The 25,885-nt window shown below is 68.9% G+C and carries 25 protein-coding genes and 1 pseudogene; 13 read left to right on the forward strand and 13 right to left on the reverse strand.

The features are described 5' to 3' along the window. Positions 1-242: 242 nt before the first annotated feature. Together prfB and ACWPN3_RS26265 are read left to right on the forward strand one after the other, a co-directional pair. Positions 243-1,374 (forward strand): peptide chain release factor 2 gene (prfB, locus tag ACWPN3_RS26260; protein WP_109450000.1). Its coding sequence is split into 2 segments (ribosomal slippage): positions 243-311 and positions 313-1,374, totalling 1,131 coding nucleotides; the frame shifts between segments, so codons are not numbered across the junction. 143 nt (positions 1,375-1,517) lie between these two features. After that, positions 1,518-1,829: a peptidoglycan-binding domain-containing protein gene (locus ACWPN3_RS26265; RefSeq protein ID WP_492261827.1), complete on the forward strand. Its 312-nt coding sequence runs from the start codon at positions 1,518-1,520 to the stop codon at positions 1,827-1,829. A 7-nt stretch (positions 1,830-1,836) separates the two neighbouring features. On the opposite strand, the gene ACWPN3_RS26270 is transcribed toward ACWPN3_RS26265, so the two are convergent. The 4 genes from ACWPN3_RS26270 to ACWPN3_RS26285 form a co-directional block, all read right to left on the reverse strand. Then, a complete protein-coding gene (locus ACWPN3_RS26270; RefSeq protein WP_109450004.1) occupies positions 1,837-2,073 on the reverse strand; it encodes a hypothetical protein in 237 nt (78 codons plus the stop codon). A 99-nt stretch (positions 2,074-2,172) separates the two neighbouring features. Next, positions 2,173-2,973, reverse strand: coding sequence for a trehalose-phosphatase (gene otsB / locus ACWPN3_RS26275; RefSeq protein WP_492240018.1), 801 nt, complete (start codon positions 2,971-2,973; stop codon positions 2,173-2,175). Positions 2,974-3,845: 872 nt separating this feature from the next. Then, positions 3,846-3,971, reverse strand: a complete 126-nt coding sequence (locus tag ACWPN3_RS26280; RefSeq protein WP_492261828.1) for a hypothetical protein — start codon at positions 3,969-3,971, stop codon at positions 3,846-3,848. 321 nt (positions 3,972-4,292) lie between these two features. Beyond that, positions 4,293-5,183, reverse strand: coding sequence for an ROK family protein (locus ACWPN3_RS26285; RefSeq protein WP_492240020.1), 891 nt, complete (start codon positions 5,181-5,183; stop codon positions 4,293-4,295). Between the two features lie 218 nt (positions 5,184-5,401). Here ACWPN3_RS26285 and ACWPN3_RS26290 point away from each other — a divergent pair, with 218 nt between their 5' ends. Beyond that, entirely contained in the window at positions 5,402-7,798 is a 2,397-nt protein-coding gene (locus ACWPN3_RS26290; RefSeq protein ID WP_492240021.1) for an ankyrin repeat domain-containing protein, read from the forward strand. A gap of 54 nt (positions 7,799-7,852) precedes the next feature. On the opposite strand, the gene ACWPN3_RS26295 is transcribed toward ACWPN3_RS26290, so the two are convergent. Next, entirely contained in the window at positions 7,853-9,571 is a 1,719-nt protein-coding gene (locus ACWPN3_RS26295; RefSeq protein WP_492240022.1) for a caspase family protein, read from the reverse strand. Positions 9,572-9,838: 267 nt separating this feature from the next. Here ACWPN3_RS26295 and ACWPN3_RS26300 point away from each other — a divergent pair, with 267 nt between their 5' ends. Continuing rightward, positions 9,839-10,102 carry a DUF3126 family protein gene (locus tag ACWPN3_RS26300; protein ID WP_098740518.1) on the forward strand — a complete coding sequence of 88 codons (264 nt, stop codon included), beginning with the start codon at positions 9,839-9,841 and terminating at the stop codon, positions 10,100-10,102. A 35-nt stretch (positions 10,103-10,137) separates the two neighbouring features. Here the strand turns inward: ACWPN3_RS26300 and ACWPN3_RS26305 are convergent, their stop codons facing one another. Continuing rightward, the gene (locus tag ACWPN3_RS26305) at positions 10,138-10,767 is read right to left on the reverse strand and encodes a hypothetical protein (protein WP_109450010.1); all 630 of its coding nucleotides are present in this window, start codon (positions 10,765-10,767) and stop codon (positions 10,138-10,140) included. Positions 10,768-11,489: 722 nt separating this feature from the next. On the opposite strand from ACWPN3_RS26305, the gene ACWPN3_RS26310 reads away from it, so the two are divergent. The 7 genes from ACWPN3_RS26310 (at position 11,490) to ACWPN3_RS26340 (ending at position 17,512) form a co-directional block, all read left to right on the forward strand. After that, on the forward strand, positions 11,490-12,239 hold the full coding sequence (locus ACWPN3_RS26310; RefSeq protein ID WP_492240023.1) for an ABC transporter ATP-binding protein: 750 nt from the start codon (positions 11,490-11,492) through the stop codon (positions 12,237-12,239). Next, positions 12,232-13,095, forward strand: a complete 864-nt coding sequence (locus ACWPN3_RS26315; RefSeq protein WP_492240024.1) for an ABC transporter permease — start codon at positions 12,232-12,234, stop codon at positions 13,093-13,095. Before ACWPN3_RS26310 ends, ACWPN3_RS26315 begins: the two co-directional genes overlap by 8 nt. Then, positions 13,092-14,252 carry an ABC transporter permease gene (locus ACWPN3_RS26320; RefSeq protein ID WP_492240025.1) on the forward strand — a complete coding sequence of 387 codons (1,161 nt, stop codon included), beginning with the start codon at positions 13,092-13,094 and terminating at the stop codon, positions 14,250-14,252. The genes ACWPN3_RS26315 and ACWPN3_RS26320 overlap by 4 nt, the downstream gene beginning before the upstream one ends. A 69-nt stretch (positions 14,253-14,321) precedes the next feature. Then, the gene (locus ACWPN3_RS26325) at positions 14,322-14,654 is read left to right on the forward strand and encodes a hypothetical protein (RefSeq protein WP_109450016.1); all 333 of its coding nucleotides are present in this window, start codon (positions 14,322-14,324) and stop codon (positions 14,652-14,654) included. A gap of 176 nt (positions 14,655-14,830) precedes the next feature. Then, positions 14,831-15,613, forward strand: coding sequence for an ABC transporter ATP-binding protein (locus ACWPN3_RS26330; protein WP_492261829.1), 783 nt, complete (start codon positions 14,831-14,833; stop codon positions 15,611-15,613). Next, on the forward strand, positions 15,598-16,425 hold the full coding sequence (locus ACWPN3_RS26335; RefSeq protein WP_492240027.1) for an ABC transporter permease: 828 nt from the start codon (positions 15,598-15,600) through the stop codon (positions 16,423-16,425). Before ACWPN3_RS26330 ends, ACWPN3_RS26335 begins: the two co-directional genes overlap by 16 nt. A gap of 49 nt (positions 16,426-16,474) precedes the next feature. Continuing rightward, positions 16,475-17,512 (forward strand): ABC transporter substrate-binding protein, encoded by a 1,038-nt coding sequence (locus tag ACWPN3_RS26340; protein ID WP_492240028.1) that lies wholly within the window; start codon positions 16,475-16,477, stop codon positions 17,510-17,512. Between the two features lie 19 nt (positions 17,513-17,531). Here the strand turns inward: ACWPN3_RS26340 and ACWPN3_RS26345 are convergent, their stop codons facing one another. The 7 genes and pseudogenes from ACWPN3_RS26345 to ACWPN3_RS26375 form a co-directional block, all read right to left on the reverse strand. Beyond that, positions 17,532-18,245, reverse strand: a complete 714-nt coding sequence (locus ACWPN3_RS26345; RefSeq protein ID WP_492240029.1) for an ABC transporter ATP-binding protein — start codon at positions 18,243-18,245, stop codon at positions 17,532-17,534. Continuing rightward, the gene (locus tag ACWPN3_RS26350; RefSeq protein ID WP_492261902.1) at positions 18,242-18,802 is read right to left on the reverse strand and encodes an ABC transporter ATP-binding protein; all 561 of its coding nucleotides are present in this window, start codon (positions 18,800-18,802) and stop codon (positions 18,242-18,244) included. Before ACWPN3_RS26350 ends, ACWPN3_RS26345 begins: the two co-directional genes overlap by 4 nt. A gap of 64 nt (positions 18,803-18,866) precedes the next feature. Then, positions 18,867-18,986: pseudogene (locus ACWPN3_RS26355) on the reverse strand (ABC transporter ATP-binding protein); the annotation flags it as partial. Continuing rightward, a complete protein-coding gene (locus ACWPN3_RS26360; protein WP_492240031.1) occupies positions 18,983-20,815 on the reverse strand; it encodes an ABC transporter permease in 1,833 nt (610 codons plus the stop codon). The pseudogene ACWPN3_RS26355 and the gene ACWPN3_RS26360, both read right to left, overlap by 4 nt. Before the next feature lie 27 nt (positions 20,816-20,842). Beyond that, a complete protein-coding gene (locus tag ACWPN3_RS26365) occupies positions 20,843-22,126 on the reverse strand; it encodes an ABC transporter substrate-binding protein (RefSeq protein WP_492240032.1) in 1,284 nt (427 codons plus the stop codon). Positions 22,127-22,280: 154 nt separating this feature from the next. Beyond that, complete coding sequence (locus tag ACWPN3_RS26370) at positions 22,281-22,721, reverse strand: MarR family winged helix-turn-helix transcriptional regulator (RefSeq protein WP_109450029.1); 441 nt, start codon at positions 22,719-22,721, stop codon at positions 22,281-22,283. A 368-nt stretch (positions 22,722-23,089) separates the two neighbouring features. Then, entirely contained in the window at positions 23,090-23,263 is a 174-nt protein-coding gene (locus ACWPN3_RS26375; RefSeq protein ID WP_158285419.1) for a hypothetical protein, read from the reverse strand. A 403-nt stretch (positions 23,264-23,666) separates the two neighbouring features. Here ACWPN3_RS26375 and ACWPN3_RS26380 point away from each other — a divergent pair, with 403 nt between their 5' ends. Continuing rightward, on the forward strand, positions 23,667-24,935 hold the full coding sequence (locus tag ACWPN3_RS26380; RefSeq protein WP_098740506.1) for an outer membrane beta-barrel protein: 1,269 nt from the start codon (positions 23,667-23,669) through the stop codon (positions 24,933-24,935). A gap of 350 nt (positions 24,936-25,285) precedes the next feature. Then, positions 25,286-25,870, forward strand: coding sequence for a polysaccharide biosynthesis/export family protein (locus tag ACWPN3_RS26385; RefSeq protein WP_109051350.1), 585 nt, complete (start codon positions 25,286-25,288; stop codon positions 25,868-25,870). The last annotated feature ends 15 nt before the right edge of the window (positions 25,871-25,885 follow it).

Genomic DNA, 25,885 nt, shown 5'->3' on the forward strand with positions numbered 1-25,885 from the left:
GCCGCCGCGGTAGGGTTGTGCGGCCGGATATGGGACGTACTCTGAAATGAACCGGTCCGATGATTCCAAACGGATAGGACCACCAAGCAGGGGCTCGGCCATACTCGAAAGTGGCAAGCCGTCCCGGTGCGGCGGCGCGGTCCGGGGCGGCCCTGCTCATTAAGGGGGTGCAAGGCGGGGGACGAGCGGCTACATATGCAGCCGACACACCCTTCAACTCTGGCTGACGAGGAGGCACCGCCATGCGGGCCGAGATCGAAGCGGCCGCCGGCGAGATCAGAGAATCGCTGGCGCTGCTGAGGAGGCATCTTTGACTGGGACAATGCACTGCGGCGTCTCGACGAACTGAACAACCTCGCTGAGGATCCCAAGCTTTGGGACGATCCGACGCGGGCCCAGACCATCATGCGCGAGCGCACCCAGCTCGACACCTCCGTCGCCGGCTACCGCGCGCTGGAGCGTGACCTGTCCGACAGCCTGGAGCTGATCGAGATGGGCGAGCTGGAGGGGGACGCCACCGTCGTCGCCGATGCGGAGGCCCAGCTTTACGGACTGCGCGACCGCGCCAACAAGCTGCAGATCGAAAGCCTGCTGTCGGGCGAGGCCGATGCCAACGACTGCTTCGTCGAAGTGAATGCCGGCGCCGGCGGCACGGAGGCCCAGGATTGGGCGCTGATGCTGATGCGCATGTACACCCGCTGGGCGGAACAGCACGGCTACAAGGCGGAATGGCTGGACGAGACGCCGGGCGAAGAGGCCGGCATCAAGTCCGCGACCGTTCAGATCAAGGGCCACAACGCCTATGGCTGGCTGAAGACCGAGGCCGGCGTGCACCGTCTGGTGCGCATCAGCCCGTTCGACAGCCAGGCGCGGCGCCAGACCAGCTTCTCGGCCGTCTCGATTTCCCCGGTGATCGACGACAAGATCGACATCGAGATCAACGAGAAGGACTGCCGCATCGACACCTACCGGGCGTCGGGCGCCGGCGGCCAGCACATCAACAAGACGGACTCGGCGGTGCGCATCACGCACATCCCGACGAACATCGTGGTGAGCTGCCAGCAGGAACGGTCGCAGCACAAGAACCGCGCCAAGGCGTGGGACATGCTGCGTGCCCGCCTGTACGAGCGCGAGCTGAAAATCCGCGAGGATGCCGCCGCCGCGCTGGAAGCCACCAAGACCGACATCGGCTGGGGCCATCAGATCCGCTCCTATGTCCTGCACCCCTACCAGATGGTGAAGGATCTGCGGACGGAGGTGGAGACCTCGCAGAGCCAAGCGGTGCTGGACGGTGCGCTCGATCCCTTCCTGGAGGCGGCACTCGCCGCCCGGATCAAGGGGCAGAGCGACGACGCGCACGCCGCCGGGGGCTGACCGGTCGGAACGAAGGAAAGGGCGGTCGCTTGCGGCCGCCCTTTTCGATTCGGTGCGTTTTTGGAATGCCCATCCATGGAATGGAAGGGTGGGCTCGGCTGTTTCAACAGACTGCTACTCCAACGATGCGGAGCGACCGATCCATGAACAGACTTCTGCTTCCGGTTCTTTGCGGCGCCATGCTGCTGGCGACTCCGGCCTTTGCTGCCTGCGAAACGGACAACCTGCCCGACGAGATGCGCCGGGCCTTCATCTCCGGCGCCCAGGAGGCGCTGAACGACCATGGCTTCAACGCCGGTTCGGTCGATGGCCAGATGGGATCGCGCACCCGCACGGCGATCCGCTCCTACCAGCGCGCGGCCAAGCTGCCGGTGGACGGCTGTGCCACCCAGGGCCTTCTCGACCACCTGAATTTCAGCCAGCCCAAGATCTACGGCCCCAACAAGCCGCGCTGATCCGGCGTCAGGCCAGCATGTCGAGCAGGCGCCGGCTGTTTTCCTGCGTCGCCTGGAGCACCTTGGCGTTCGCGGCGAAATCCACCTGGGCCGAGGTCAGGTCCAGCACCACGGCGGGGTCCAGGTTGCCGGCGGCGATCTGTTCCGACGCCGCCTCGGTGCGGGCCTGCGCGTCCTGCAGGCCGTCGACGGCGCTGGCCTGCGGCCGGTAGGGCGTGGCGGTGGTGGCCGATCCGATGTCCATGGCACGCTGTCCGGCTGGTTGAGCGGCCAGCGTAGCGCGGCGGGGGTTTAGGGTTGGTGAATGGGGGCGGTGCTCCCCCGGATCGTCAACCGTCCGTCATCACCCCTGCGCCAGCCAGTCCGCCAGCCGCCCCAGGAAGGCCGCGGCCTCCGCCGGGTCGTGCAGGCTCCAGGTCGCGGCCGTCTCCGCCGGGCCGTCCATCACCCGGATGCCGATGCCGTTCCCGTCTCCCCGGCTTGCCAGGGCGCGGAAGGCATCCTCGTCGGTTTCGTCGTCGCCGAGATAGATCGGCATGGTGCCGTCCCCTTCCAGCCCCAGCGCCTCCAGCAGGGCGAGCACGGCGCGGCCCTTGTCCCAGGGCAGGTTGGGGCGAAGCTCGAACAATTCCTTGCCGCCGGTCATGCGCAGGCGCGGCTGGACCTCCACCACCGCGCGGACGACATCGGCGACCCGGGGCTTTTCGGCTGAGGCGACCTGACGGGTGTGGATGGCGATGGCGAAGCGCTTGCGCTCCACCAGCGCGCCGGCGATGCCGCCGAGCCGGTCGCGCAGATTGCTGTCGGCGATGTCGAGGTCGGGGACATACTCCACCCCCACTTGGCGGCGCAGGCCCGGACCGCGCAGGTCGAAGCCATGGCTGCCGGCATAGACCAAGCCGTCCACCGCCACCATCGCCGTCAGGTCGTCCAGGTCGCGGCCGCTGACGAAGGCGACCGGGCAGAGCGCCGACAGCCGCTGCACCACCGCGCGCGCCTCGTCGGGCATCGTTGCCAGTTCGGGACGCGGCGCAATGGCGGCCAGCGTTCCGTCATAGTCGAGGAAGAGGGCAGGGGTGCGGCTGCCCAGGGATGCGGTGAAGGCGTCGAATTCCGCCAAGGCGGAGGGGGGATGGAGGGTCAAGGCTGGGTCCTCAGCGCCGCTGCCGGTCGGAATGCGGCGGTCGGCCAATGCCGGCACGCCGCGTTGGTGTAACGGCCGGACTGCCGGACTGGCTTGCGCTCCAGCAAAAGGATTGACCCGGCTGTGGCCGATGCGCAACAGGCCCCTCCAAAAGCTGCGGCCCCACGCAGGGGCCGGCTTTGGGGGTTGCAGCGCCCCCCGCTTCTGGTACTGTTGCAGTGCAGCAAGCGATTGCTGCTTCGCCCTTCTTGGGCGTTTCCTCCCTAAACTCAAGGCCGCTGTTTCCAGCGGCCTTTTTCTTGCCAGAAAGCCCCCCGGGAAGGCAACCCCTGACAAAAGTCATAGCGCTGCGATCTTCATGTCTGAAACCGGGAGGCCGGGGCAAGAGCAGCAAGGGGCCATCGCAGCGCAGCGGGTCAAGAGAATTCAAAATTCCTTTTGTTTACAAATAGATGAAGCGGGGTTTTCCGGCTCTTCGGCGCGGCCCCCTGCGCGGCGGGCGCGGGCGGGAAGGTCGCGTCCGCAAATTTGGCGGCATCATCGGCCAGCATGTGCCCCCGGATTTTTTTCGTGCGGAGCGCGCAGGGGAGTGAAAAACCGCCGCAGGGGGAACGGAGGCACTGCCGCCGGAGGTCGAACTGTCGTATAGATCGAAGCGAAACGCCTATCCGCCGTCATCCACAGGAGCCGTTCCCATGGACATCGCCATCATGGTTCTCGCCGTCGCGTTCTTCTTCTGGCAGACCATCACCGATTGAGCGCATCGCCGACCGAACCGGCATCCGACGGTCAGGCGAACGGAAAGGGCGGTCCCATCGGGCCGCCCTTTTTCCATGTCGCCAATTCAATGCCGCCAATGGCGGACTGGCGCGTCAGTCGGCGGCGATGGGCGGTTCCAGCCGGGCATGGGCCGACGCGATCAGTTGCAGCGTCTCCATGATCGAGCCGATGGCCTCATGCAGGTCGGCCTGCTCGTCGCCGGGCAAGGTCGCCAGCACCGTTTCCAACTCGACCGCCGCGTCCTGCAGACGCGCACAGGCATGCTCCAGATGGAGGCCGGTGCCAAGGACGGCTTGCTGACCACTTGCCCCAGGATCATTTGCAGAATGCAAACGAACTGCCGGTTTTCCCGCCCGCGTCGCGTTCCGGTTTGCAAAATGCAAATGAACGCTGCTGCCCGTGGCTCGCGTCCCCAATTTCTTCCGCATCATGGGCATATCCCCCGTTCGGTCTGAAGGGAGAATGCGCAAGTCCCGTGCCACCCGTGACCGTTGGTTGCGTCTGCTGTCTCGAAAGTGGTGCTGTGGCCGGGACGCCGGTCAGTCCGGCCACAGGCGGGCGGCACCGCGCATGCCGCTTTCCGCGCCATGGCGGGCGACGGCCATCCGGGTGCGCGGATCGGCGGTCAGGGCCCAGGCGCCCCAGCGCCGCGTCACCGTCTCGCACAGGCCGGGCAGGGCGGACAGGCCGCCGCCGATCACAATCATGTCGGGATCCAGCAGGTTCAGCACCGGCGCCAGCGCGCGGGCCAGGGCATCGGCATGGCGGGCCAGCGTTCCGGCCGCGGCGGCATCGCCGACGAGCGCGCGGGCGGCGATCTCCGGCGGGTCCAGCGTCTCGCCGGTCAGATGACGGTGCAGGCGCGATAGCCCGGCCCCGCACAGCATGGTTTCCAGGCAGCCGATCCTGCCGCAGCCGCAGGGCACCGGCGGGCCGTCCGCCTCCTCGCGCCAGGGCAGCGGCGCATGGCCCCATTCGCCGGCCAGCCCGTTGGCGCCGGGCAGGATGCGGCCATCCACCACGATGCCGCCGCCGACACCGGTGCCGAGGATGACGCCGAACACCACCGGACCTCCGCCGGCCGCCGCCCCATCGGTTGCTTCCGACAGGGTGAAGCAGTTGGCGTCGTTGGCGATCCGCACCGGCCGCCCGATCCGCCGCGTTGCGTCTGCAACGAGGGAACGGCCGTCCAGCCAGGGCAGGTTGACCGCCCTTACCCGTCCGGCGGCGGCGTCCACCACACCAGGCAGGCTGATGCCGATACCGCCGGTTCCAGCCGGGTCGAGGGCGTTCACCGTCTCCGCCAAGGCGTCCAGCGTGGCGTCGAAGCCGCGGGGGGTCGGACGGCGGTGGCGGGCGAGTTCCGTCCCGTCGCCGTCCAGCGCCACGGCGGCGATCTTGGTGCCGCCCAAATCGATTCCGACTTGCATGACTGTCGCTGTCCGGATGGTGGGATATGACCGAATTTCGGCGGCAACCCTATACCTCTCCCCCGTCCGGCGGACCAGGGTTGCTTTCGCGCCGGAAGGGTCAGTCCACCCACCCCGGAAGAGAGGGGGCAACCGCCCTTTGCTCCGTCGGGGCTTGGGGGGCGCATCACTAAAGTCTCATCAGCGCATCCTTCACTGATCGGCGTCTTGAGATGTCCATGGACCGTTCTGCCCCGAAACATTCCTCGCGCGCCCGGCGCGCCGCTCCGGGCCACCACGATCCCGTTTCCGAATCCGCCGGTGTCACGGCGGCCGAGATTCGCGATGGACTGGTGCTCGCCTTCCTGGCGCGCAAAAGGCTGCTGGTGCTGGTGGGCGATGCCGGCTCGGGCCGTCCCGCCCTGTTCCGCCAGCTGGTCGAGCATGTCGAGGCCGACGGTGCCATGGCGCTGCCGGTCGCGGCGTCGGTCGGATCGGAGGTTGAGGATCTGGTCGCTGCCGCCGGCACCGGTGCCCTGCCCGATCTGGTTCCGGGGGAGGACGGCGAGACCGATTTCGACACGTTGATCGCGGCGCTGGAGGAGCGGCTGGAGCTTGCCGGATCGGGCCTGCTGGCGGTGGACAACGCCGCCGTGCTGGCACCGCCGGTGCTGGCCGATCTGGTCGATCTGACGCGGGCGGAGACGCCGGCCGGACGCTTCATGCAGGTGCTGCTCTGCGGCACGCCCGAGCTGGAAGGCACATTGGCGCGCGCCGGTCTGACCGATGAGTTGCGCGACATGGGCGTGATCTACCGGATGACGGCGGGCGGCTTCGTCGACGACGTGCGGGAGCCGGCTCCGGCGCTGCAGCCCGTGTCCCGGCCTGCGCCCCTTCCCGGGCCGATGCTGGCTGTACCGCCCCAGCCCCAGCCACAACAGGCTCCGGTGCAATCCGCCGCGATTCCACCGGCGAACGATTGGTCGGTGGGGCAGCGCCGGGAAAACCCGCCGCAAGAGACCTGGCAGCAGGATGAGCGTTGGGAGGGCCAGGGCTGGTCGCCGGACGGCGGTCAGGCCGGTGCCGTGCAGGCGCCGCGGCGCACCGCGCTTTATGCCGGGGCGGCGCTGACCACGCTGGTCCTGCTGGGCGCCGCCGGTGCCGCCATCGCCACCGCCGTGCCGGGCGCCTTCCCCGACCGTGCCCTGGCCATGGTCGAGGAGGGCTGGGCCAAGGCGCGCGATGCGGTCGAGCGCACCGTGCAGGGCCTGACCGGTGCCACGGCTCCGGCCGAGCGGCAGCATGCCGTCACGGTGCCGGTCGCACCGGCTGCGGACGCGACCGCCTCGGCCGCCATCGCTCCTTCCACCGCATCGACGGCCCCGACCACGCAGACGGCTGTCCAGGCGCCCGCCGCGCCGCCCACCGCCGGCACCCAGACGGTGTCGAAGCCGGCGCCGCCTGCCTCGACGACCGTGCCGGCGGCGGCTGCTCCGATCGAAACCGCGGCGTTGCCGCCGGCCCAGGCGCAGCCGTCGGCCGCCAAGGCCTCCTCGACCGGCAACACGGAAGCGGCGCCGGGCGTCGCCTCGCTGCCGCCGCTGGAAGACCCGTCGACGACCGCCGCGGTTCCCGCTGCTCCCGCCGCTCCGGATGCCGACACCGCCCTGCGCGTGCGGACGATGGTCGATCAGGCCCGCCGCCAGATCGCCGGCAAGCGCCTGACCACCCCGCCGGGCGACAATGCCTATGAGACGGTGCAGCGCATCCGCCAGATCGCGCCGTCGTCGCCGGAGGTGGCGGAGTTGCTGACCACCATGACGGACACCTATCGCCGCTGGGCGATGCTGGCCGAGCGGGACGGCGATTGGTCGGAGACGAAGCGTTTCTACGAGCGGGCGCAGATGATCTCGCCGGAAAGCCCCGATCTGGCCGAGCGCATCCGTGCCGCGAGCGAACAGCGGGTCTACACCGGTCCCTCCGTCGGGCCTGCCAGCGGGACCGCTATCGGCACCGCTGGCGGCACTGCGCCAGGAAGCTCCGCGGCGCCGGTGAAGGCGACGCCGGGGCTAGGCGACCGCGAATCGGTCCTGGCCCTGCTGCGCAATCCGGCGGAGCTGTCGCGCACGCTCCAGGCCGGCGCCAGCGCCGACACGCGGCTGGACAATGGCAAGACCCTGCTGATGATCGCCGCCGAACAGGGGCTGGCCGACGCGGTGCGCGTGCTGCTCGACCGCCATGCCCGCACCGACCTGCGCACCTCCGACGGCGCCACCGCTGTGATGTATGCCGCCTGGGGCGGGCATGACGGGGTGGTCCGGGCGCTGGCCGAGGGCGGCGCCGACCTCGACACCACCAACAGCGATGGCAAGACCGCGCTGATGGCCGCCGCCGCCCGCGGCCACCAGGAGGTGGCGCGCACGCTGATCCAGCGCGGGGTGATGGTCGACCGCACCACCGCCTATGGCTGGTCGGCGCTGATGTACGCCGCCAACAACGGGCACGAGGCGGTGGCGAAGCTGCTGCTCGACAGCGGGGCGAACCCCTACCGCATGGATGCCAACGGCAATTCGGCCCTGACGCTCGGCGCGTTGCAGGGGCATGTGCAGGTGGTGGAAGCCCTGAAGCCGCGCTGATCGAAGCCGGGTTGATCCTACCGGCGGATCTCGCCGGTAGCGTCTACTGGCCGTTTACTGGTCAAGGCGGACGGAACCGCGCCACATCCCGGCGCTCTGTCCGCCATTGGCGTAGTGGAAGATGCCGGGGCCGTCCGGCTGGCCGTTGCGGAACCGTCCGGCGAAGCGGCTGCCGTCGTTGAAGGTCATCACGCCGAAGCCGGACATCAGATCGCCCGACCACTCCCCTTCATAGGTCTGGCCGTTGGCGAAATGGTAGACGCCGGTTCCCTGGCGGATCGGGCGGCCCAGTGCCGTGCTGGCTCCCGAATTCGACGAGGGCTGTGCCCAGCCGCCCTCATAGCGGTCTCCGCCGGAAAAGCCGTAGCTCCAGAACCGGCTGTCGGGTCGGCTGCGCGCCCGCTCCGCGGCGGTGCGGGCATCGCCCAGCGCGCGCATCGCCTGCTGCTCCGCCTCCACCGCCGGGCCGTCCGGGCTGGAGAAGCCGGTTCCGGCCGGTGCGGTGGGGAAACTGCGCTGCTCGGTCTGGACCGGGTCGGAGTTGCCGGCGGCGGGCGGTTCGCTGCCCTGGTCCAAACCGGGGTCGCCGAAGGACGGTCCGGCCTCCACCGGGCCGCGGCCACGGGCAGCCTGCGGCGACGGGTCGGCCCAGCGGGCCGACAGCGCCCCTGCGGTGAGATAGCCGGTTCGCCCAGCCGGATCGCGCACGCGCAGCCAGCTTCCTTCCGGCACCGACTCCAGCACCGTCACGGCGCTGCCTGCCGCCAGTTGGGCGACGCCGCGGGCACCGACCGCCGGCCGGTCGAACAGGACGCCCGGCTTCGCCATTTCATAATTGCCGGGCGGAAGGCTGGAACCGGTCACCGCCGGCGGTTCCTTCGCCGGAGCGGCGGCCGGAGGCGTGGCTGGCGGGGTGGCCGGTGGCTTGGCAGGGGCGGCGGCAACCGCCGGCACCAGCACCAGAGTGCTGCCCAGCCGGTCCTGCAGCCAGGGCAACTGCCGGCCGTCGCTGCGTTCGGCCACCGAACGTGCGACCTCGGCCAGCGAATCGCGGAACGTGACCCCGGGTTTGACCATCTCGCGCGCCAGCGCGGCGGTGAAGGCATCGGGCCCCTTGCCCGACTTCGGCGGCACCGGCGGCACGCCCGGACGATGGGCATAGACGATGAACAGGCCGTCGGCCTCCATCGGCGTGCCCAGCGCGCCGCCGCCGACCCGCTGGGCCAGTGCCTCGGCGACGCCGGGATCGATCACCACGATGGACTTGCGCCCGCTGTCGCGCAGATCGCCCAGCACGCCGTCGAGGTCGAGGGCGTTGCGCGGCAGGTCATCCGCTCCGGTGGGGGCGGCATCGGCGGGCAGCAGGAATTCCCGCTCCCCCAGTCCGACGGCGAGGCCGGTGTAATAGACGAAGCCGAGGTCGGCCCCCGACAGCGCCTCGCGGAAGCGCTCCAGCGCCGATTCCATTGCGACCCGTCCGACATTGTCGGCCCGCGTCACCGAAAAGCCGGCGCTGCGCAAGGCCGATGCCATGGCGGAGGCGTTGGCGGCCGCCTGATCGGACCGGCCGTCGAGTGCTGTGTAGCGGCCGTTGTCGATGACCAGCGCCACGCGCTTGCCGGTCTCCGCCCGGGCGCCGCCTGCCTGCATGCCGCCGAAGGGCAGGGCGGCCAGCAGTGCCGCCGTCAGGACGGTCGCCTCGAGCCGGCGCCTCCACCGGCCGGCCGGGCGGCGGTCTGCATGGCTTGCGGTCGGGAGTGCGGTCTTCGTCACGGCGTTCCATCCTTACGTCATCGCGGCAGCCCGTTGCCGGGAAGCGTACCGCCGCGGGGAGCATAGCCTTTTCCGCCAGTCGGGAGCGCCGCTCATTCGGAGCGTCGGACTGTGCCGGCGTTACCCCGCGTGGGCGAGGGCAGGTCTGGGGCGGCTCTGGCGCACGTGCCACACCTCCGGTAGCAGCGGGAGATCCGGCGATGTATCGCTTTCCCTTCGCGGCGAAGCCGCCTATATGACGCTCCTTCGCAGACAACGAGGTTCGCCATGCCGCCCGCCAAGCCGTCCGCCGTCCGGATGTCCGACACCGAAATCGCCCGCGTGCAGATGTATCTGCGCAAGACGCTGGGCAATCCCAAGATCGTGATCGAGCCGCCGGCCAAGCCCGGCCAGTCGGCCGAAGTGACGGTGGATGGCGAGTTCTTCGGCACGCTGAACCGTGACGAGGACGAGGGCGAGGTGTCCTATGCCCTGAACGTCGTCATCCTGGAAGAGGACCTGCCGGAGCCGCCGGCCATTCCGCGCCGCTGATTTCCGGTTTTTTCCAGTCTATCGCCTGGGGCGCCCTAGCGGCTGCGAGCGCGAAGCTCCGCTGCCAGGGCGGCCAGCAGGGTCTGCCCGCCCGACAGGGTCAGGCCGCGGACAAGGACGATCGCCTTGTGCCCGCCGCGCCGGTGCATGACCAGCCGCACATTGCGGCTGCCGGCAGCCTTCAATTCCGCCTTCACCGCATCGTTGGGCGCCACGTTGCCGGCGACCAGCGTCATCTCCGCCTTGTGACGGTAGTCGTATGCCGGATCGATCCAGGCGACGAACAGCGGCTTGCCGCCCACCATCGGATAGAGCGCCAGATCCCGAATCGTTTCGTGCGGATGGATGCGCGCGCCGTCCACCGTCAACCCACGTTCCGTCACCCCGAGCCGTACGGCGCGGCGCTGCACCGTCTCCGACAATGTCACCACCCACAACAGCAGCACCGGCACCGCGCAGAAGGCCGCCAGCCATTGCAGCATGCCGGACAACTCGTCGGGTGCCAGCCCGGCCCCGGCGATGAAGCCGGTCGCCAGCAGCCCCGCGATCAGCAGATAGCGCGTGCGGATCACCGGCGTCAGCACCGGCGTCGCCACGAACACGGTGCCGGCCGCGCCGTCTTCGCGCGTGACTTCCAGACTGGGGGGCGGCTTGGCGGCGGGCATGTCGCTGGCGCGGTCGTGAACGGGGCGTGATCCTGTTCCGGCAGGGTGCCGCCCGTCCAGTTCTTTCGCCCTGTCCCTTCCACCGGGCATCCGCACCCGCGTTGCGTGTCCGGGCGGGATGACCTCTCGCCCCTGCCTTGAAAATGGTGGGGGCGTGGTAATCTGCGGGGCAGGAGGTGACGCGAGCCGCTTCCTGAATGACGGGACCGGTTTCCCGGCCCCGCCAATGTTGGCTTACCTATCCTGGTCCGTGTTGAAGCCGGCTTCGAACTCGAACTTCAGCTTGAACCAGAAGCGGCCGAGCCACTTCAGGAATTTTCTCACTCGCGCCACCTCCTTCCGGTTGCTGTTGGCGCATCGTGCGCGTCCTTATGCGCGAGAATACAGGGCGTGCATGTGCGTGCCAAACGCGCTGCGGTGAAAATTTCCCTCAAAGTTGCGTTCCGATGCCCTTGGGTGAGAGGGCTGGGCTTTTGCAACCCTGGTGCCCTGGTCGGGGCGGTGATAGTTTGCGGGGTGGATGATTTCTGACCAAACCGTCAGATCCGTCTTCCAAACCAGCCCGCTATCCGCCCTGTGAAGGACCGCCGCCCGTGACCTTCCCAAATCCGCTCGATGTCCGGGAGGCGTCCGCTTCCAGGCAAGGCTCGGACCGGGCCGCTTCTTCGGCCAAGTCTTCTTCGGCCAAGTCCCCGGTGGTTGTCGAGGCAAGCAAGCTCTCCTTGGTTTATCCCACGGCGGACAAGCCGGTCACGGCGCTGAGCGAGGTCGACCTGACCATCGCCAGGGGCGACTTCGTCTCGCTGATCGGTCCCAGCGGCTGCGGCAAGACCACGCTGCTGCGCGTGATCGCCGATCTGGAGCGTCCGACCGCCGGCCAGATCGCCATCGAAGGCATGACGCCGGAGCAGGCGCGGCTGAAACGGCTCTACGGCTACGTTTTCCAGGCCCCGGCGCTCTATCCGTGGCGGACGGTGGAACGCAACGTCATGCTACCGCTGGAGATCATGGGGATCGCCCGCGCCGAACGACAGGCACGGGCCCGCGAGCAGCTGGAGCGCGTCGGCCTGTCGGGCTTCGAGCGCAAGTTCCCCTGGCAGCTGTCGGGCGGCATGCAGCAGCGCGTCTCCATCGCCCGCGCTCTCGCCTTGCAGCCCGACCTGCTGCTGATGGACGAGCCGTTCGGCGCGCTCGACGAGATCACCCGCGACCACCTGAACCTGCATCTGACCCAGCTGTGGCGGGCGACCGGCAAGACCTGCGTCTTCGTCACCCATTCGATTGCCGAAGCGGTGTTCCTGTCCACCCGCATCGTGGTGATGAGCCCGCGCCCCGGACGCATCCTCGACGTCATCGACTGCGATAGCCTGCCGCGCGAGCGCACGCTGGACATCCGCGAGTCGCCGGAATTCGCCGCCATCGCCCACCGTGTGCGCGAGGGGCTGAAGGAAGGGCACAGCTACGATGACTAAGCGTGCGCTTCCCGTCACCGTGATGACGCTGCTCCTGCTGGCGGCCTGGTACATCGGGGCGGCGTGGCTGAACTGGCCGCAGGCGGCTGAAACGCTGGCGCGCGCCAACAGGCCGGCCGGCTTCGCGGATGTGCTGGCCCAGGCCTATGCGATGAAGCGGCCGATCCTGCCCACCCCCGATCAGGTGGTGGTGGAGCTGTGGAACTCCCTGACCGGCTACGCGCCGACCAGCCCGCGCAATTTGCTGTTCCATGCCTGGGTGACGGCGGAGGCGGCGCTGACGGGTCTGGCGATGGGGCTGGCGCTGGGCATCCTGCTGGCCGCCGGCATCGTCTATACCCGGACGCTGGAAGCCAGCCTGCTGCCCTGGGTGATCGCGTCGCAGACCATCCCGATCCTGGCGATTGCCCCGATGATCGTCGTCATCCTCGGCAACATCGGACTGACCGGGCTGCTGCCGAAGGCGGTGATCTGCATGTATCTCTGTTTCTTCCCGATCACGGTCGGCATGGTGAAGGGGCTGCGCTCCGCCGATCCGCTGTGGCTCGACCTGATGCGGACCTATTCGGCGAGCGGGCTGCGCGCCTTCTGGTCGCTGCGGCTGCCGGCCTCAATGCCCTTCCTGTTCGCCAGCCTCAAGGTGTCGGTCGCCATCAGCGTGGTCGGCGCCATCGTTGGCGAGCTGCCGACCGGCGGGCAGGCCGGGCTGGGGGCACGGCTGCTGTCGGGGTCCTATTACGGCCAGACCGTGCAGATCTGGGCGGCGCTGATCATGGCCTCGCTGCTGTCGGTGGCGCTGATCGCGGTGGTGCGTGGGCTTGAGCTGGTCCTGCTGGGCCGGGCGGGGGCGCGATGAGCGATTCGACCGGCGATGAGGCGACAAATCCCTACCGCACCAGCCTGCGCACGGCCGCCGATTGGGGGCTGGTCGCCATCGCCCTGCCGGCGCTGGCGGCATTGGCCCTGCCGGTGGGCGCCCAAGGCGGCGCCGTCCTCGGCTGGTTCGGCGGAACCATGGCGCCGCTGTTCCTGATCGGGGTGGTGCTGGCTGTCGTTGCCGGCGCGTCGGCACCGAAGCGGGTCTGGGGCGCCTGGCCGGAATTGGCCGGCGTGGCGCTGGCCTGGCTCCTGCCGCTGCATCTGCTGAACGAGGGGCTGGACCTGTCGGCCGGCTGGGGGCTGTGGCTGTTCCTGGTCGCGGCGACGCTGCTTTTGTGGCGGGTGATGGGGGTGCTGGCCGGCGTGCCGGGCTGGACCCGCTCCGTCATCGTGCCCGGCCTGTTCGGGCTCGGCCTGCTGGTGGGATGGGAGGTGCTGGTCCGCGGCTTCCAGGTGCCGGCGATCCTGCTGCCGCCGCCCAGCCGCATCGCGGCGGCGCTGGCCGCCAACGCGCCGGTGCTGTGGGACGATTTCCGTCAGACGGTGCTGACCTCCGTCCTGCGCGGCTATGTCATGGGCTGTGGTGCCGGACTCATTGTGGCAATCCTTGCCGACCGCGTGCCGTTTCTTGCCCGCGGATTGCTGCCGCTCGGCAATCTTGCCAGTGCCATCCCGGTGGTCGGCATCGCGCCGATCATGGTGATGTGGTTCGGCTTCGATTGGCAGTCGAAGGCGGCGGTCATCGTCGTCATGACCTTCTTCCCGATGATGATCAACACGCTTGCCGGCCTTGGCACTTCGGAGCGCATCCAGCTCGACCTGATGCGCAGCTACGCCGCCGGCTATGGCCGCACGCTGGTGAAGCTGCGGCTGCCCAATGCGCTGCCCTTCCTGTTCAACGGCTTGAAGATCAACTCCACCCTGGCCCTGATCGGCGCCATCGTTGCCGAATTTTTCGGCACCCCGGTGGTCGGCATGGGGTTCCGCATCTCCACCGAAGTGGCGCGGATGAATCTCGACATCGTCTGGGCCACCATCGCCGTGGCGGCGCTGACCGGTTCCGGCCTGTATGGCGCGCTGGCGCTGCTGGAGCGGGCGACGACGGCCTGGCATCCGTCGATGCGGGGGCGTTGACGGGTCTCGCGAAGCCGCTGGCACGGCCATTGCTTTCACCCAGCCATTCAAGCCGGCAGGGAGGTGGGCATGGCCGATGTCGTCGTTCTGAAGCATGTCCGCCTGACGCGGGCCCTGCTCGCCATCGAGATGGCCGCCGCGTCGCTGGACGGTGAGCTTGTCGCCCTGCGCACCGCCGGACAGGCCGGTCTGCTGGGCGATTATGCCGAGGAAGCCACGCTCCTGCGCACCTATGTTCGCACCTTGCGCGTCCTGTTGCAGGCGATGACCCCCGACGAGGTGGACGAGGCGGGCCTCAGCGAGCGCCATGCTTTGGCGGAAGCGGCGGTCGGCCGTTGCGCCGCCGCGCTGCGGGTGCTGGATTTGCCGGTCGGTGGTGGCCCGGTCAGCGGAACCGCCTGACGACCGCTGTCGCGAAACCGACAGCGGCTTGACGCCTTCCGGCCACTACCATACTGCCGTATGGCTGGGATGCGGAACGCCTTTCCCCTCTCCGCCGCCGGATCGCCGCGCTATAGTGGCAGGCCCAACGAACAGTCGGACTCCACCGACAAGGCTGCAGGCTTGATAAGGGCGCGATGAGGCTTCTCGTTTCCGATCTGACCCACCGCTATGACGATCTGACCGTGCTGGACGGCATCGACCTGACCCTGGCGGAGGGGGAAATCCTGGCGGTGATCGGCCCCAGCGGCTGCGGCAAGTCGACCTTGCTCGGCATCGCCGGCGGCATCGTCGCGCCGACCTCCGGCAGCATCCGGGTGGAGGGGGAGGTGCCGGACGGCTGCCTCAACCCGATCACCTTCATCTTCCAGGACTTCGCCCTGCTGCCCTGGCGCACGGTGGAGGACAATGTCGCCCTGGTGCTGGAGCATCACCCGCTCTCCGCCGCCGAGCGGCGCGAGCGCATCGACAGCGGCCTGCGCCGCATGGGGCTGTGGGAGTTCCGCAAGGCGCTGCCCAAGCAGCTGTCCGGCGGCATGCGCCAGCGGGTCGGCATCGCCCGCGCGCTGGCGGTGCGTCCGGCGATGCTGCTTCTGGACGAGCCGCTGTCGGCGCTGGACGCCCAGAACGCGCGAGCTGCTGATGGACGATTTCCTGGAGCTTTGGCGGCGGGAGAAGACCACCGCCCTCTATGTCACCCACAATCTGGACGAGGCGCTGCGGCTGGCCGACCGTGTCTGCGTGCTGAGCCGCCGTCCGGGCCGCATCCGCGAACTGGTCACCATCGAGGAGCCGCGGGAGCGCCGGCAGGAGCCGTCGGCCCAGTTTCATCTGGCCGAAGTGCGCGACCGCTTGTGGCACCTGATGAAGGCCGAAGCCCAGATGGCCGACCGGGAGATCGCCCGTGCCTGACAGCCTGAACCCGCCCACCGCAGCCGCGGCGTCCGCGATGGGCCAGCCCGTCCGCTTCCGTGGCGGCGGTTTTACCGTAAAACGCCATCCCTGGGCGGCGCTGGCCGCCTTCGCCGTGCTGATCGCGGTATGGGAAGGCGCGAGTCGTCTCGGCCTCGCCAGCCCGCTGTTCCTGCCGCCGCCGAGCGCCGTCGCCCGCGCGCTGGCCGGCATGGTGACCGACGGATCGCTCTGGCTGAACCTGAAGGCGTCGCTGGGGCGCATCGCCGTCGGCTGGGTGCTGGGCACAGCGGGCGGCATGCTGGTCGGCTTCGCCATGGGGATCTTCTCCACTGCCCGCGCGGTCGGCGTGCCGCTGGTGTCGGCCTTCTTTCCGATTCCGAAGATCGCTCTTCTGCCGCTGTTCATCCTGTGGTTCGGCATCGGCGAGCCGTCGAAATTCGCAACCATCGGCTTCGGCGTCTTCTTCCCAACCGTCATCGCCACCTACAGCGCCATCGATTCGGTGCCGCGCAACCTGATCCGCATGGCGCAGAGCTTCGGTCTGCCCTGGCGGTCGATCCTGCGCTCCATCGTTCTGCCGGGCGCCTTGCCGGGCATCCTGGCCGGCTTCCGCATCACCGCGTCGATCGCGCTGATCCTGGTGGTGGCAGCGGAGATGATCGGTGCCGAATACGGCATCGGCGCCTTCGTGCTGATGGCCGGCAATCTGATGCAGACCGACACGCTGCTGGCTGGCGTGCTGGTGCTGTCACTGCTGGGGCTCGCCATCGGCACGGTGCTGTCGCAGCTTGAACGGCGCCTGCTGAACTGGCGCTGACCGGCTTTTTCCCAAGAAACCGAACCATCCATCGGGAGGATTTCCGTCCATGACCGCCGCCATGACCCTGGCCCGCCTCACCCGGCGTGCCCTGATCGCCACCACTGGCGCCGCCTTCGCCGCCGGCACCCTGATGTCCGCCGCGCTGGCGCAGCCGCTGGAGAAGGCGACGGTCGGCGTGCTGGCGCTGTCCTCCTCCGGGCCGATCTTCATCGCCAAGGCCAAGGGCTATTTCGAGAAGGAGGGGCTGGACGTCGAGCTGAAGATGTTCACCTCGGCCCAGCAGGTTCCGGTCGCCGTCACCTCGGGCGATGCCGATTTCGGCGTCACCGGCCTGACCGCCGGCTTCTACAACCTCGCTTCCAAGGGGGCCGTGACCATCATCGCCGCGCAGAGCCGCGACGAGCCGGGCTTTCCCTTGAGCGCCTATCTCGCGACCAACGCCGCCTATGACGCCGGGCTGAAGACGCCGGCCGACCTGAAGGGCAAGCGGGTCGCCATCACCACCGTCGGCTCGACCTTCCATTACATGATCGGGCTGTTGGCGCAGAAGCACGGCTTCACGGTCAAGGACGTGACCATGGTGCCGTTGCAGGACGTGCCGAAGATGGTCGCCGCCTTCAAGGGTGGGCAGGTCGACGCCATCATCGCGCCCTCCACCGTGTCGCGGCAACTGGTGGCCGACGGTGCCGGCAAGATGCTGGGCTGGGTCGGCGACGAGACGCCCTGGCAGCTCGGTGCCCTGTTCACCGCGCCGAAGACGATGAAGGACCGCCGTCCGCTGGTCGAGAAGTTCGTCCGCGCCTACAAGACCGCGCTGGCCGAATACCACGCCGCCTTCAACGGCAAGGACGCCTCGGGCAATCTGGTGAAGGGCCCCGGCTATGACGAACTGCTGGGCATCATCGCCGACGCCACCAAGCAGAAGCCCGACATCGTCGCCGCCGGCCTGCCCTATGTCGATCCGCAGGCCCGCCTGCTGGTGGACGACATCGTCAATCAGGTGAAGTTCTGGCAGTCCGAAGGTCAGGTCGACAAGGCGCTGGATCCGAAATCGGTGATGGACCTCAGCGTCGCGGGTCAGTGAGGTTAAGGGGAGGGGGCGGTCACACCGCCAGATAGGCCGCTCTCACCCCGTCATCCGCCATCAGCTCCGTCATCGGGCCGGTCCAGCGCGGGCGGCCGGTTTCGATGACGCAGGCGCGGTCGGCGACCGATGAGGCGAAGGACAGGCTCTGTTCGGACAGCAGCACCGACAGCCCCTCCGCCTTCAGCTGCCGCACCGCCTCGGCCATCTGTTTGACGATCAGCGGCGCCAGGCCCTCCGACGGTTCGTCCAGCAGGAGCAGCGACGGGTTGCCCATCAGCGTGCGGGCCAGCGTCAGCATCTGCTGCTCGCCGCCGCTCATCCGGGTGCCGCGGCGTCCGCGCATCTCCGCGAGGTTGGGGAACAGCGCGAACAGTTTCTCCGGCGTCCAGGCGGGGGCGCCGGGGCGGGACGGCTGGCGGCCGACCTCCAGATTTTCCTCCACCGTCAGGTCGGCGAAGATGCGGCGATCCTCCGGCACATAGCCGACGCCGAGCCGGGCGATGCGGTGGGCGGGCAGGGCGGACAGGTCGCGGCCGTCGAAACGCAGGGTCGCGGCACGCCGCTCGACCAGTCCCATGATCGCCTTCAGCGTGGTGGTCTTGCCGGCGCCGTTGCGCCCCATCAGCGCCACCACCTCGCCCCGCCCGACCGTCAGGGCGATGCCGTCGAGGATGTGGGCGCGGCCGTACCAGGCCTGGAGGCCGTCGACCGTCAGCAGGGGTTCGCTCACGCCTTGCCTCCCAAATAGACGGACTGCACGCGCGGGTCGGCGCGCACCTGATCCGGCGAGCCCTCCGCGATCAGCCGGCCGCGGTCGAGCACCAGCACGCGGGTGGCGTGGCCGAAGACGGCATCCATGTCATGCTCGGTGAACAGCACGGCGAGCCCGCGCTCGCGCACCAGCTCCGCTGTCAGCGCCATCAGGGCAAGCCGTTCCGCGGGCGCCATGCCGGCGGTCGGCTCGTCCATCAGCAGCACAGTCGGCTCGCTCGCCAGCGCCATCGCCAGTTCGACCCGCTTGACGTCGCCATAGGCCAGCACGCCGCAGGGCCGGTCGGACTGTGCCGCCATGCCGACGCGGTCCAGCAGCGCCAGCGCCGGTTCGCGGAACTGGGCGGCTGCCGGGCGCCACAGCCCGAACAGCCGGCGGGCGCGCGACAGCAGGACCATCTGCAAGTTCTCCGCCACCGTCATCGAGGCGAAGGTCGCGGTGATCTGGAACGTGCGCCCGACCCCCAGCGCCCAGATGCGCCGCGGCGGCAGCCCGACCAGTTCGGTGCCGTCCAGCCTGACCGAGCCCGAGTTCGGGACGCAGCTGGCCGTTCAGCAGGTTGAAGCAGGTGCTCTTCCCGGCGCCGTTCGGACCGATCAGCGCCAGCAGGTCGCCGGAACGCAGGGTGAAGGACACGCCGCCCACCGCCTGCACCCCGCCGAAGGAGCGTTGCAGGTCGCGCACCACCAGCTCGCTCATGCCCGCCTCCTGATGCCCGAGAGGAAGCCGACGATCCCCTTGGGGAAGACCAGCACCAGCGCGACGATGATCAGGCCCAGCACCAGCCGCCACCAGTCGGTCAGGCTCATCACCTCCGACTCCAGCAGATGGAACACCAGCGCACCGGCCAGCGGGCCGGCGACGGTCTGGATGCCGCCCATCAGCACCATCACCAGCGCGTCGACCGACTGCGGCACCGCCAGCAGGGTGGGGAAGACGCTGCCCTTGGCGAAGGCATAGAGACCGCCGGCCAGCCCAGCCGCGGTGCCGGCCAGCACGAAGGCCATCCATTGGAAGCGGCGCACGTCGATGCCCACCGATTCGGCGCGGAGCCCCGAGTCGCGCCCGGCCCGCAGCGCGTAGCCGAAGGGGGCGAAAGCCGCCCGGCGCAGCAGCCACAAGGCACCGCCGCACAAGCCCAGCGTCAGCCAGTAATAGGTCGCCTTGCCCGCCGCCCAGGCCGGCGGCCAGACGCCGAGGATGCCGTTGTCGCCGCCGGTCACCGCATACCATTGGAAGGCGATCGACCAGACGATCTGGGCGAAGGCCAGCGTCAGCATGGCGAAATACAGCCCCGACCGCCGCACGCAGAACCAGCCCGCCACCAGCGCCCCCAGCCCCGCCAGGACCGGCGCCCCGGCCAGCGCCAGCGGCATCGGTGCCCCCAGATGCTTGACCAGCAGGGCCGAACCGTAGGCGCCCAGCCCGAACCACGCGGCATGGCCGAAGGACACCAGCCCGCCCAGCCCGATCAGCAGATGCAGGCTGGCGGCGAACAAGGCGAGGATCACCACCTCGGTCAGCAGGATCAGCGCGTAATCGCCGGCGACCAGCGGCGCCGCGGCGAGAAGTGCCAGCAAAGCCAGCGCCCACGGCCCGGCGTGGCGGCCGGCCGACAGCGGCACGGTAACGGTGGCGGGTGCGGTCGGCGGCACCTCCTCGGCCCGGCCGAGCAGGCCGTGCGGGCGCAGCACCAGAACCACCGCCATGAACAGGAAGACGATCACCAGCGTGATCTGCGGGAAGACCAGGATGCCGAAGGCCTGCAATTGCCCGATCAGCAGCGAGGCGAGGAAAGCGCCGGTCAGGCTGCCCATGCCGCCGACCACGACGACGACGAAGGCCTCGACCACGATGGCCATGTCCATCTGCAAGGTCACCGATTCGCGCGGAACCTGCAGCGCGCCGCCCAGCCCGGCCAGCGCGCAGCCCAGGAACAGCACGCCGGTGAACAGCCGCGCCGGATCGACGCCGAGCGCGCTGGTCATCTCGCGGTCCTGCGTCGCCGCACGCACCAGGGTGCCCCAGCGGGTGCGGTTGAACAGCAGCCACAACAGCCCGAGCACCAGCGGCCCCAGCCCGATCAGAACGAGGTCGTAGAGCGGGAAGGGCTGGTCGAGGATGTCGATGGAGCCCTTCAGCCCCGGCGCGCGGCGGCCCAACAGATCCTCCGGCCCCCAGGCCCAGGCGGTCAGATCCTGAACCACCAGAACGACGCCGAAGGTGCCCAGCAGCTGGAACAGTTCCGGCGAGCGGTAGAGCCGGCGCAGCAGCCCGATCTCCATCGCCGCCCCCAGCACGCCCATCGCCAGCACCGCGGCGGCGACCGAACCCCAGAATCCGGCCGGCGTGCCGCCGAACCGCTCGATGAGCGACCAGCCGGCATAGGCGCCGACCATGTAGAAGGAGCCGTGCGCGAAATTCACGATCCGCGTCACGCCGAACACGATGGTCAGCCCCGACGACACCAGGAACAGCGTCGCCGCGGTCGCAAGCCCGCTGAGGGCCTGGACGAGCAGGAAGGACATGGGGGGAGGCGCCGGAAACCGGGCGCCTTACTCCGCCGGCCGCATCTTGCGCGCCGCGTCGTCGGGCGGCAGGTAGTTGGCACCGTCGGCGTAGCGCCAGTCCTTCATGGTGCCGCGGCCGTTCTTCACCGTCGTGGTGCCGACATAGGCGCCCATGGTCGCCTGGTGGTCGGACGCGCGGAAGGTCACCGGGCCGACCGGGCTGTCGATGGTCAGGCCGGCCAGCGCATCGACGATCGGCTCCGCGTTGGCCGACTTGGCCTTGGTGATCGCGGCGGCGACCGCCTTCATGGTGATGTAGCCGACGATGGACCCCGCCTTAGGCGACTCCTTGAAGCGCGCGGTGTAGGCGGCGACGAAGGCCTTGTGGGCGGGCGTGTCGATCTGGTCCCAGGGATAGCCGGTGACGATCCAGCCTTCCGGCGCCTCGTCCTTCATCGGCTCAAGGTATTCCGGTTCGCCGGTCAACAGGCTGACGACCTTGCGGTTGCGGAACAGGCCGCGGCCCTCGCCCTCGCGCACGAACTTGGCGAGGTCGGCACCGAAGGTGACGTTGAAGATGGCGTCGGGCTTGGCGGCGGCGAGCGCCTGCACAGTCGGCCCGGCCTCCAGCTTGCCCTGCACCGGCCACTGCTCGGCGACGAACTCGACGTCCGGGCGCTTTTCCTTCAGCAGCTGCTTGAACCACGCCACCGCCGACTGGCCGTATTCGTAGTTGGGGGCGACAGTGGCCCAGCGCTTGGCCGGCAGCTTCGCCGCCTCTTCCACCAGCATGGCCGCCTGCATGTAGGTGCTGGGACGCAGCCGGAAGGTGTAGCGGTTGCCCTTCGACCAGGTGATGGCGTCGGTCAGCGGCTCGGCCGCGACGAAGGGCATCTTGTTGCGCGCGGCGAAATCGGCGACCGCCAGCCCGATGTGGGAGAAATAGGTTCCGGCCAGCACGTCGACCGCCTCGTTCGTCACCAGTTCCTGCGCGACGCGCACCGCGTCGTCGGGCTTGCCGGCATCGTCGCGCGAGACGACCTGAAGCTCGCAGCAGCCGATCACGCCACCTTCGGCGTTGATCTCCTCCAGCGCCAGCTGCCAGCCCTGGCGGTAGGGAATGGTGAAGGCGGGCAGGCCGGTGTAGCTGTTGATCTCGCCCACCCGCACGGGTGCGCCGGAGAATTTCACCGGCTCTTTCGCCGACTGGGCCGCGGCTGGGCCGGCAGTGAGAGCCGCCGCTGCAATCGCGATTGACAGGGTGGCGCCCAGAGCGGCGGGGCGAAGGAGCTTCGCCAGCGGCGAGGCGGTCGGGTGGCGGTGCTTCATCCTGCGGGGACCCCGGTTCGTAAGAGACCAGCGGCGTGTCCGGTCGCGGTGCGACGCAACACACCGCGTTCATAGCAAACCCGGCGCAAAAGTCACCGACTGATCGGGGTTTTCCCGCCCGTGCCCCTCCTTGGCTGCCCTCTCGGGGTGCCGCCTACATCAGGCGGGCCAGCAGCGACATGAACTGCACCCGCTCCTCCTCGCTCAGCGGGGCCAGCGTCTGCTCGTGGGCGGCGGCGGCATTCGCCATCAAATCGATGACCAGGGCCTGGCCGATCCGGGTCAGCCGGACGCTGGTGCGGCGGCGGTCCTGCGGGTCGGGCTGGCGTTCCACCAGGTTGCGTTCCACCAGCCGCAGGATCACGCCCTGGGTGGTGGCGGGATCCATGTAAGTGAGGCGGCCAAGCTGGTTCTGCGACAGCGGGCCTTCGGCATGCAGCGTGGCCAGCGCCCCCCATTGCGTGGGCGTCAGCAGCTGGTCGCCGATCACCTCGATGAAGATCGCCGAGGCACGCTGATGGGCGCGGCGAAGGCGGTGGTGAACCTGGCCGGCCAACTGGTAATCGCCGGGAGGCAGTCGTCCGAAGTCGTCCATGTCAACGGGCCCGTGGTTCGCGCCCGCCTTCGGTCCGGGGCGAAGGCTGGGGCGGACACGGACCGCCGCTCCCGGCTGCGTGGGCAGGGATGGCGCGGCGTTTCCCGCCTGTCACCATCCGATGCGTCCATCATGCGTTCCTCATGGAAAGGGTAGAAAACACAATGGGCGCAGTGCAATCTTCGCAGATGCGGCATAGAGCCACAGGAATGCGAATGTCATCGCTTGCGCAACAAAAGAAGCGCCGCAAGCCTGAAAATAAGCTGCGAACGGATTCTGTCGCAATTCGGAGAGTATGCGCCACCGATTCATGGCCGCGGCGGCGCGATACCCTTCCGCCGCCGCCGCACTTCACCGGCTGCTTTTGCTCAGGGCGTCCGTTTGGGCGGATAGCTGTCGGGCGGAGCGGTCTTTTCGGCTGGACTGACGGCATCGTCCTTTTCGGGGGGAGTCACGCCGCCCGGCGTGTAGGGCGGGGTTGTGGCGTCGGGCGGACGCTTGGTCGAGGGCGGCGGGGGCGGTGTGTCGAGTCGGCGGGTCATGCGGCACCTTTGCGGATCAAGAAACGTGATGAACAACCCGCCGCCGGGCGGGCGGTTCCAAAGCACGAGCCCTGTTGCGCCATCGGCTTCGCCTCGTTGCTCTATGACCTTCATCTTAGGACCATTTGAAAAAGACGCTGGAATCAAGCAGACCACCGCTTCAGGCCACAGTGACCGGCCGGCAGCTTTTTGTTGCGGCCACACCACAGGGGCCGGCAAAAGCAGCGGTGCATGGGCTTCACTGTTGCGTGGGAAGCACGGTTTGTTGTGTCTTTGCCGAGGATGCGTCCGCAGCGGTCCCGGCCGGGGTTCTGGCCGAAGACCGGCGGCGGCGCGCCTCCCACCAAGGAGCCGGACCCCCGGCCCAGTGAGCCGACCGAACCCAGCCAAGCGCGGTGACTCCATGAAGACCAGCACCCTTTCCCTTCTCGCCCTCGCTCTCGCCTCGACCGGGCTGACGTCGCTTCCCGCCGCCGCCCAGGACGACCTGCAGCGTGGCGAAACCGTGCTGGAGCGCCGCCGGCCGGAGCTGGAGCAGCTTGGGCTGCGCGCCGGCTCCTTCCTGTTCCTGCCGCGGGTGGAAGCCGGCGCCACCTATGACACCAACGTCTACGCCACCCGCGACAACCACGAGGACGACGTCATCTGGACGGTCCGGCCGCGGCTGGACATCAAGTCGGACTTCTCGGCCCACGCGCTGAACTTCTCGGCCTCGGCCGATGCCGGCCGCTACAGCGACCATTCCGGCGAAAACTACACGGATTATGCCGTGCAGGCCGACGGCCGCTTCGACGTGAACAAGGGCGGCGCGCTGGACGGCCAGCTGTTCCACCGCCGCAATCACGAAGGCCGCGGCGACATCAACAGCCTGCAGGGCTATGCCGAGCCGGTGACCTTCCTCACCAGCGGCGGCGAGGCCGGCTACACCCAACGCTTCAACCGCCTGCGCGCCCGCGTTTCCGGTTCGGCCCAGTACATCTCCTATGACGACGTCGACCTGATCGGCGGCGGCGTCGCCCGCCAGGGCGACCGCGACCGCTGGGAATATGCATCGGTCGGCCGTGTCGGCTACGAGTTCATCGAGGGCTACGAGGCCTTCGTCCAGGGCACCTATTCCTGGACCCGCCACAAGAACGACCGCGACGCCTTCGGCCTCGACCGCGACTCGGACGGCTACGAGGTGGTGGGCGGTCTGGCCACCGACCTGACCGGCCTGATCACCGGCGAGGTCTTTGCCGGCTACCTCGTCCGCAACTACAAGGATTCGCGGCTGGAGGATTTCAGCGGCCTGTCCTTCGGCGGGCGCGTGAACTGGGCGGTCACCCAGCTGACCGGCATCAGCGCCACCGCCAGCCGCCAGGTGCGCGAGACGTCGGCCAGCCCCGGCTTCGGCACCGCCTCCAGCTACACCCGCACCCTGGTCGCGCTGGGCGTCGACCACGAGCTGCTGCGCTCGCTGGTGCTGAACGGCCGCCTGCAATACCGCCAGGACGACTTCAACGGCAACGACCGCAACGACAAGGTCTATACGGCCGGCGTCGGCGGCACCTACCAGATGAACCGCAACCTGTATCTGACCGGCGGCTATACCTACGAAAAGCGCAATTCCAACATCAGCTCCGCCGAGTACAGCGACAACCTGATCTATCTGCGACTCGGCGCCCAGATGTAATCCAGCAGGTAATCCGCCGGAATCGGATCGGCCGGCCGGGAAAGTCCCGGCCAAAGGTCCTAAAGGTTCCGCTGAACAGGGCAGGGCGTCCGTCCTATGACGGGCGCCCTTTTCTTATGCCTGCTCTTATGATCGATGGCGATGTACTGAACAGATCCGAAGGCGGTAATTCCTCTCCACTTTTTCCCAAGCGCTTGCGAGTTGCTAGTCTCCACCCGAATTCAGGTGCGTGACCAAAGGGCGCCGCTGCAAGGCGGCCGGCGGATGGATCGGTTTCTCGGAACCGATCCGTCGAACGGGCCGGACCGGCGCTGTGGCAGGCATCCACCAGCCAGGGAAAGGGTTTAGGGATGAATCGACGTCAGGTGATCCGTGCGCTGGGCCAGGGGATCGGGTTGGCCGCGCTCGCCGTTGCCATGGTCGGCTGTGCCGGCGGCAACGACGCGCCGATGGAGACCGCCAGCGCCGGTCAGATCGGCGAATACCGTCTCGGCCCGGGTGACGCGCTGCGCGTCATCGTGTTCGGCGAAGAGCAGCTGTCCGGCGAATTCCGCGTCGACGGCACCGGCAAGGTTGCCATGCCGCTGATCGGCGAGGTTTCGGCCAAGGACCGCAACACCCGGGACCTGGAGAAGGAAATCGCTACCCGGCTGTCCGCCGGCTATGTGAAGGATCCGAAGGTCAGCGTCGAGGTGCTGAACCACCGCCCCTTCTTCATCCTGGGCGAGGTGCGCAACCCCGGCCAGTACCAGTATGTCAACGGCATGACCGCCCTGTCGGCGGTGGCGATGGCCGGCGGCTACACCTACCGCGCCAAGGAGGACTACGTCCTCATCACCCGCGGCAGCGATCCCAAGAAGGAAATCCGCAAGGCCCCGATCACCACCTCGGTGATGCCGGACGACGTGGTCCGCATTCCGGAGCGCTATTTCTAAGCAACGGTTTCCAAG

It is taken from the genome of Azospirillum sp. UENF 111221 (genome assembly GCF_058780625.1).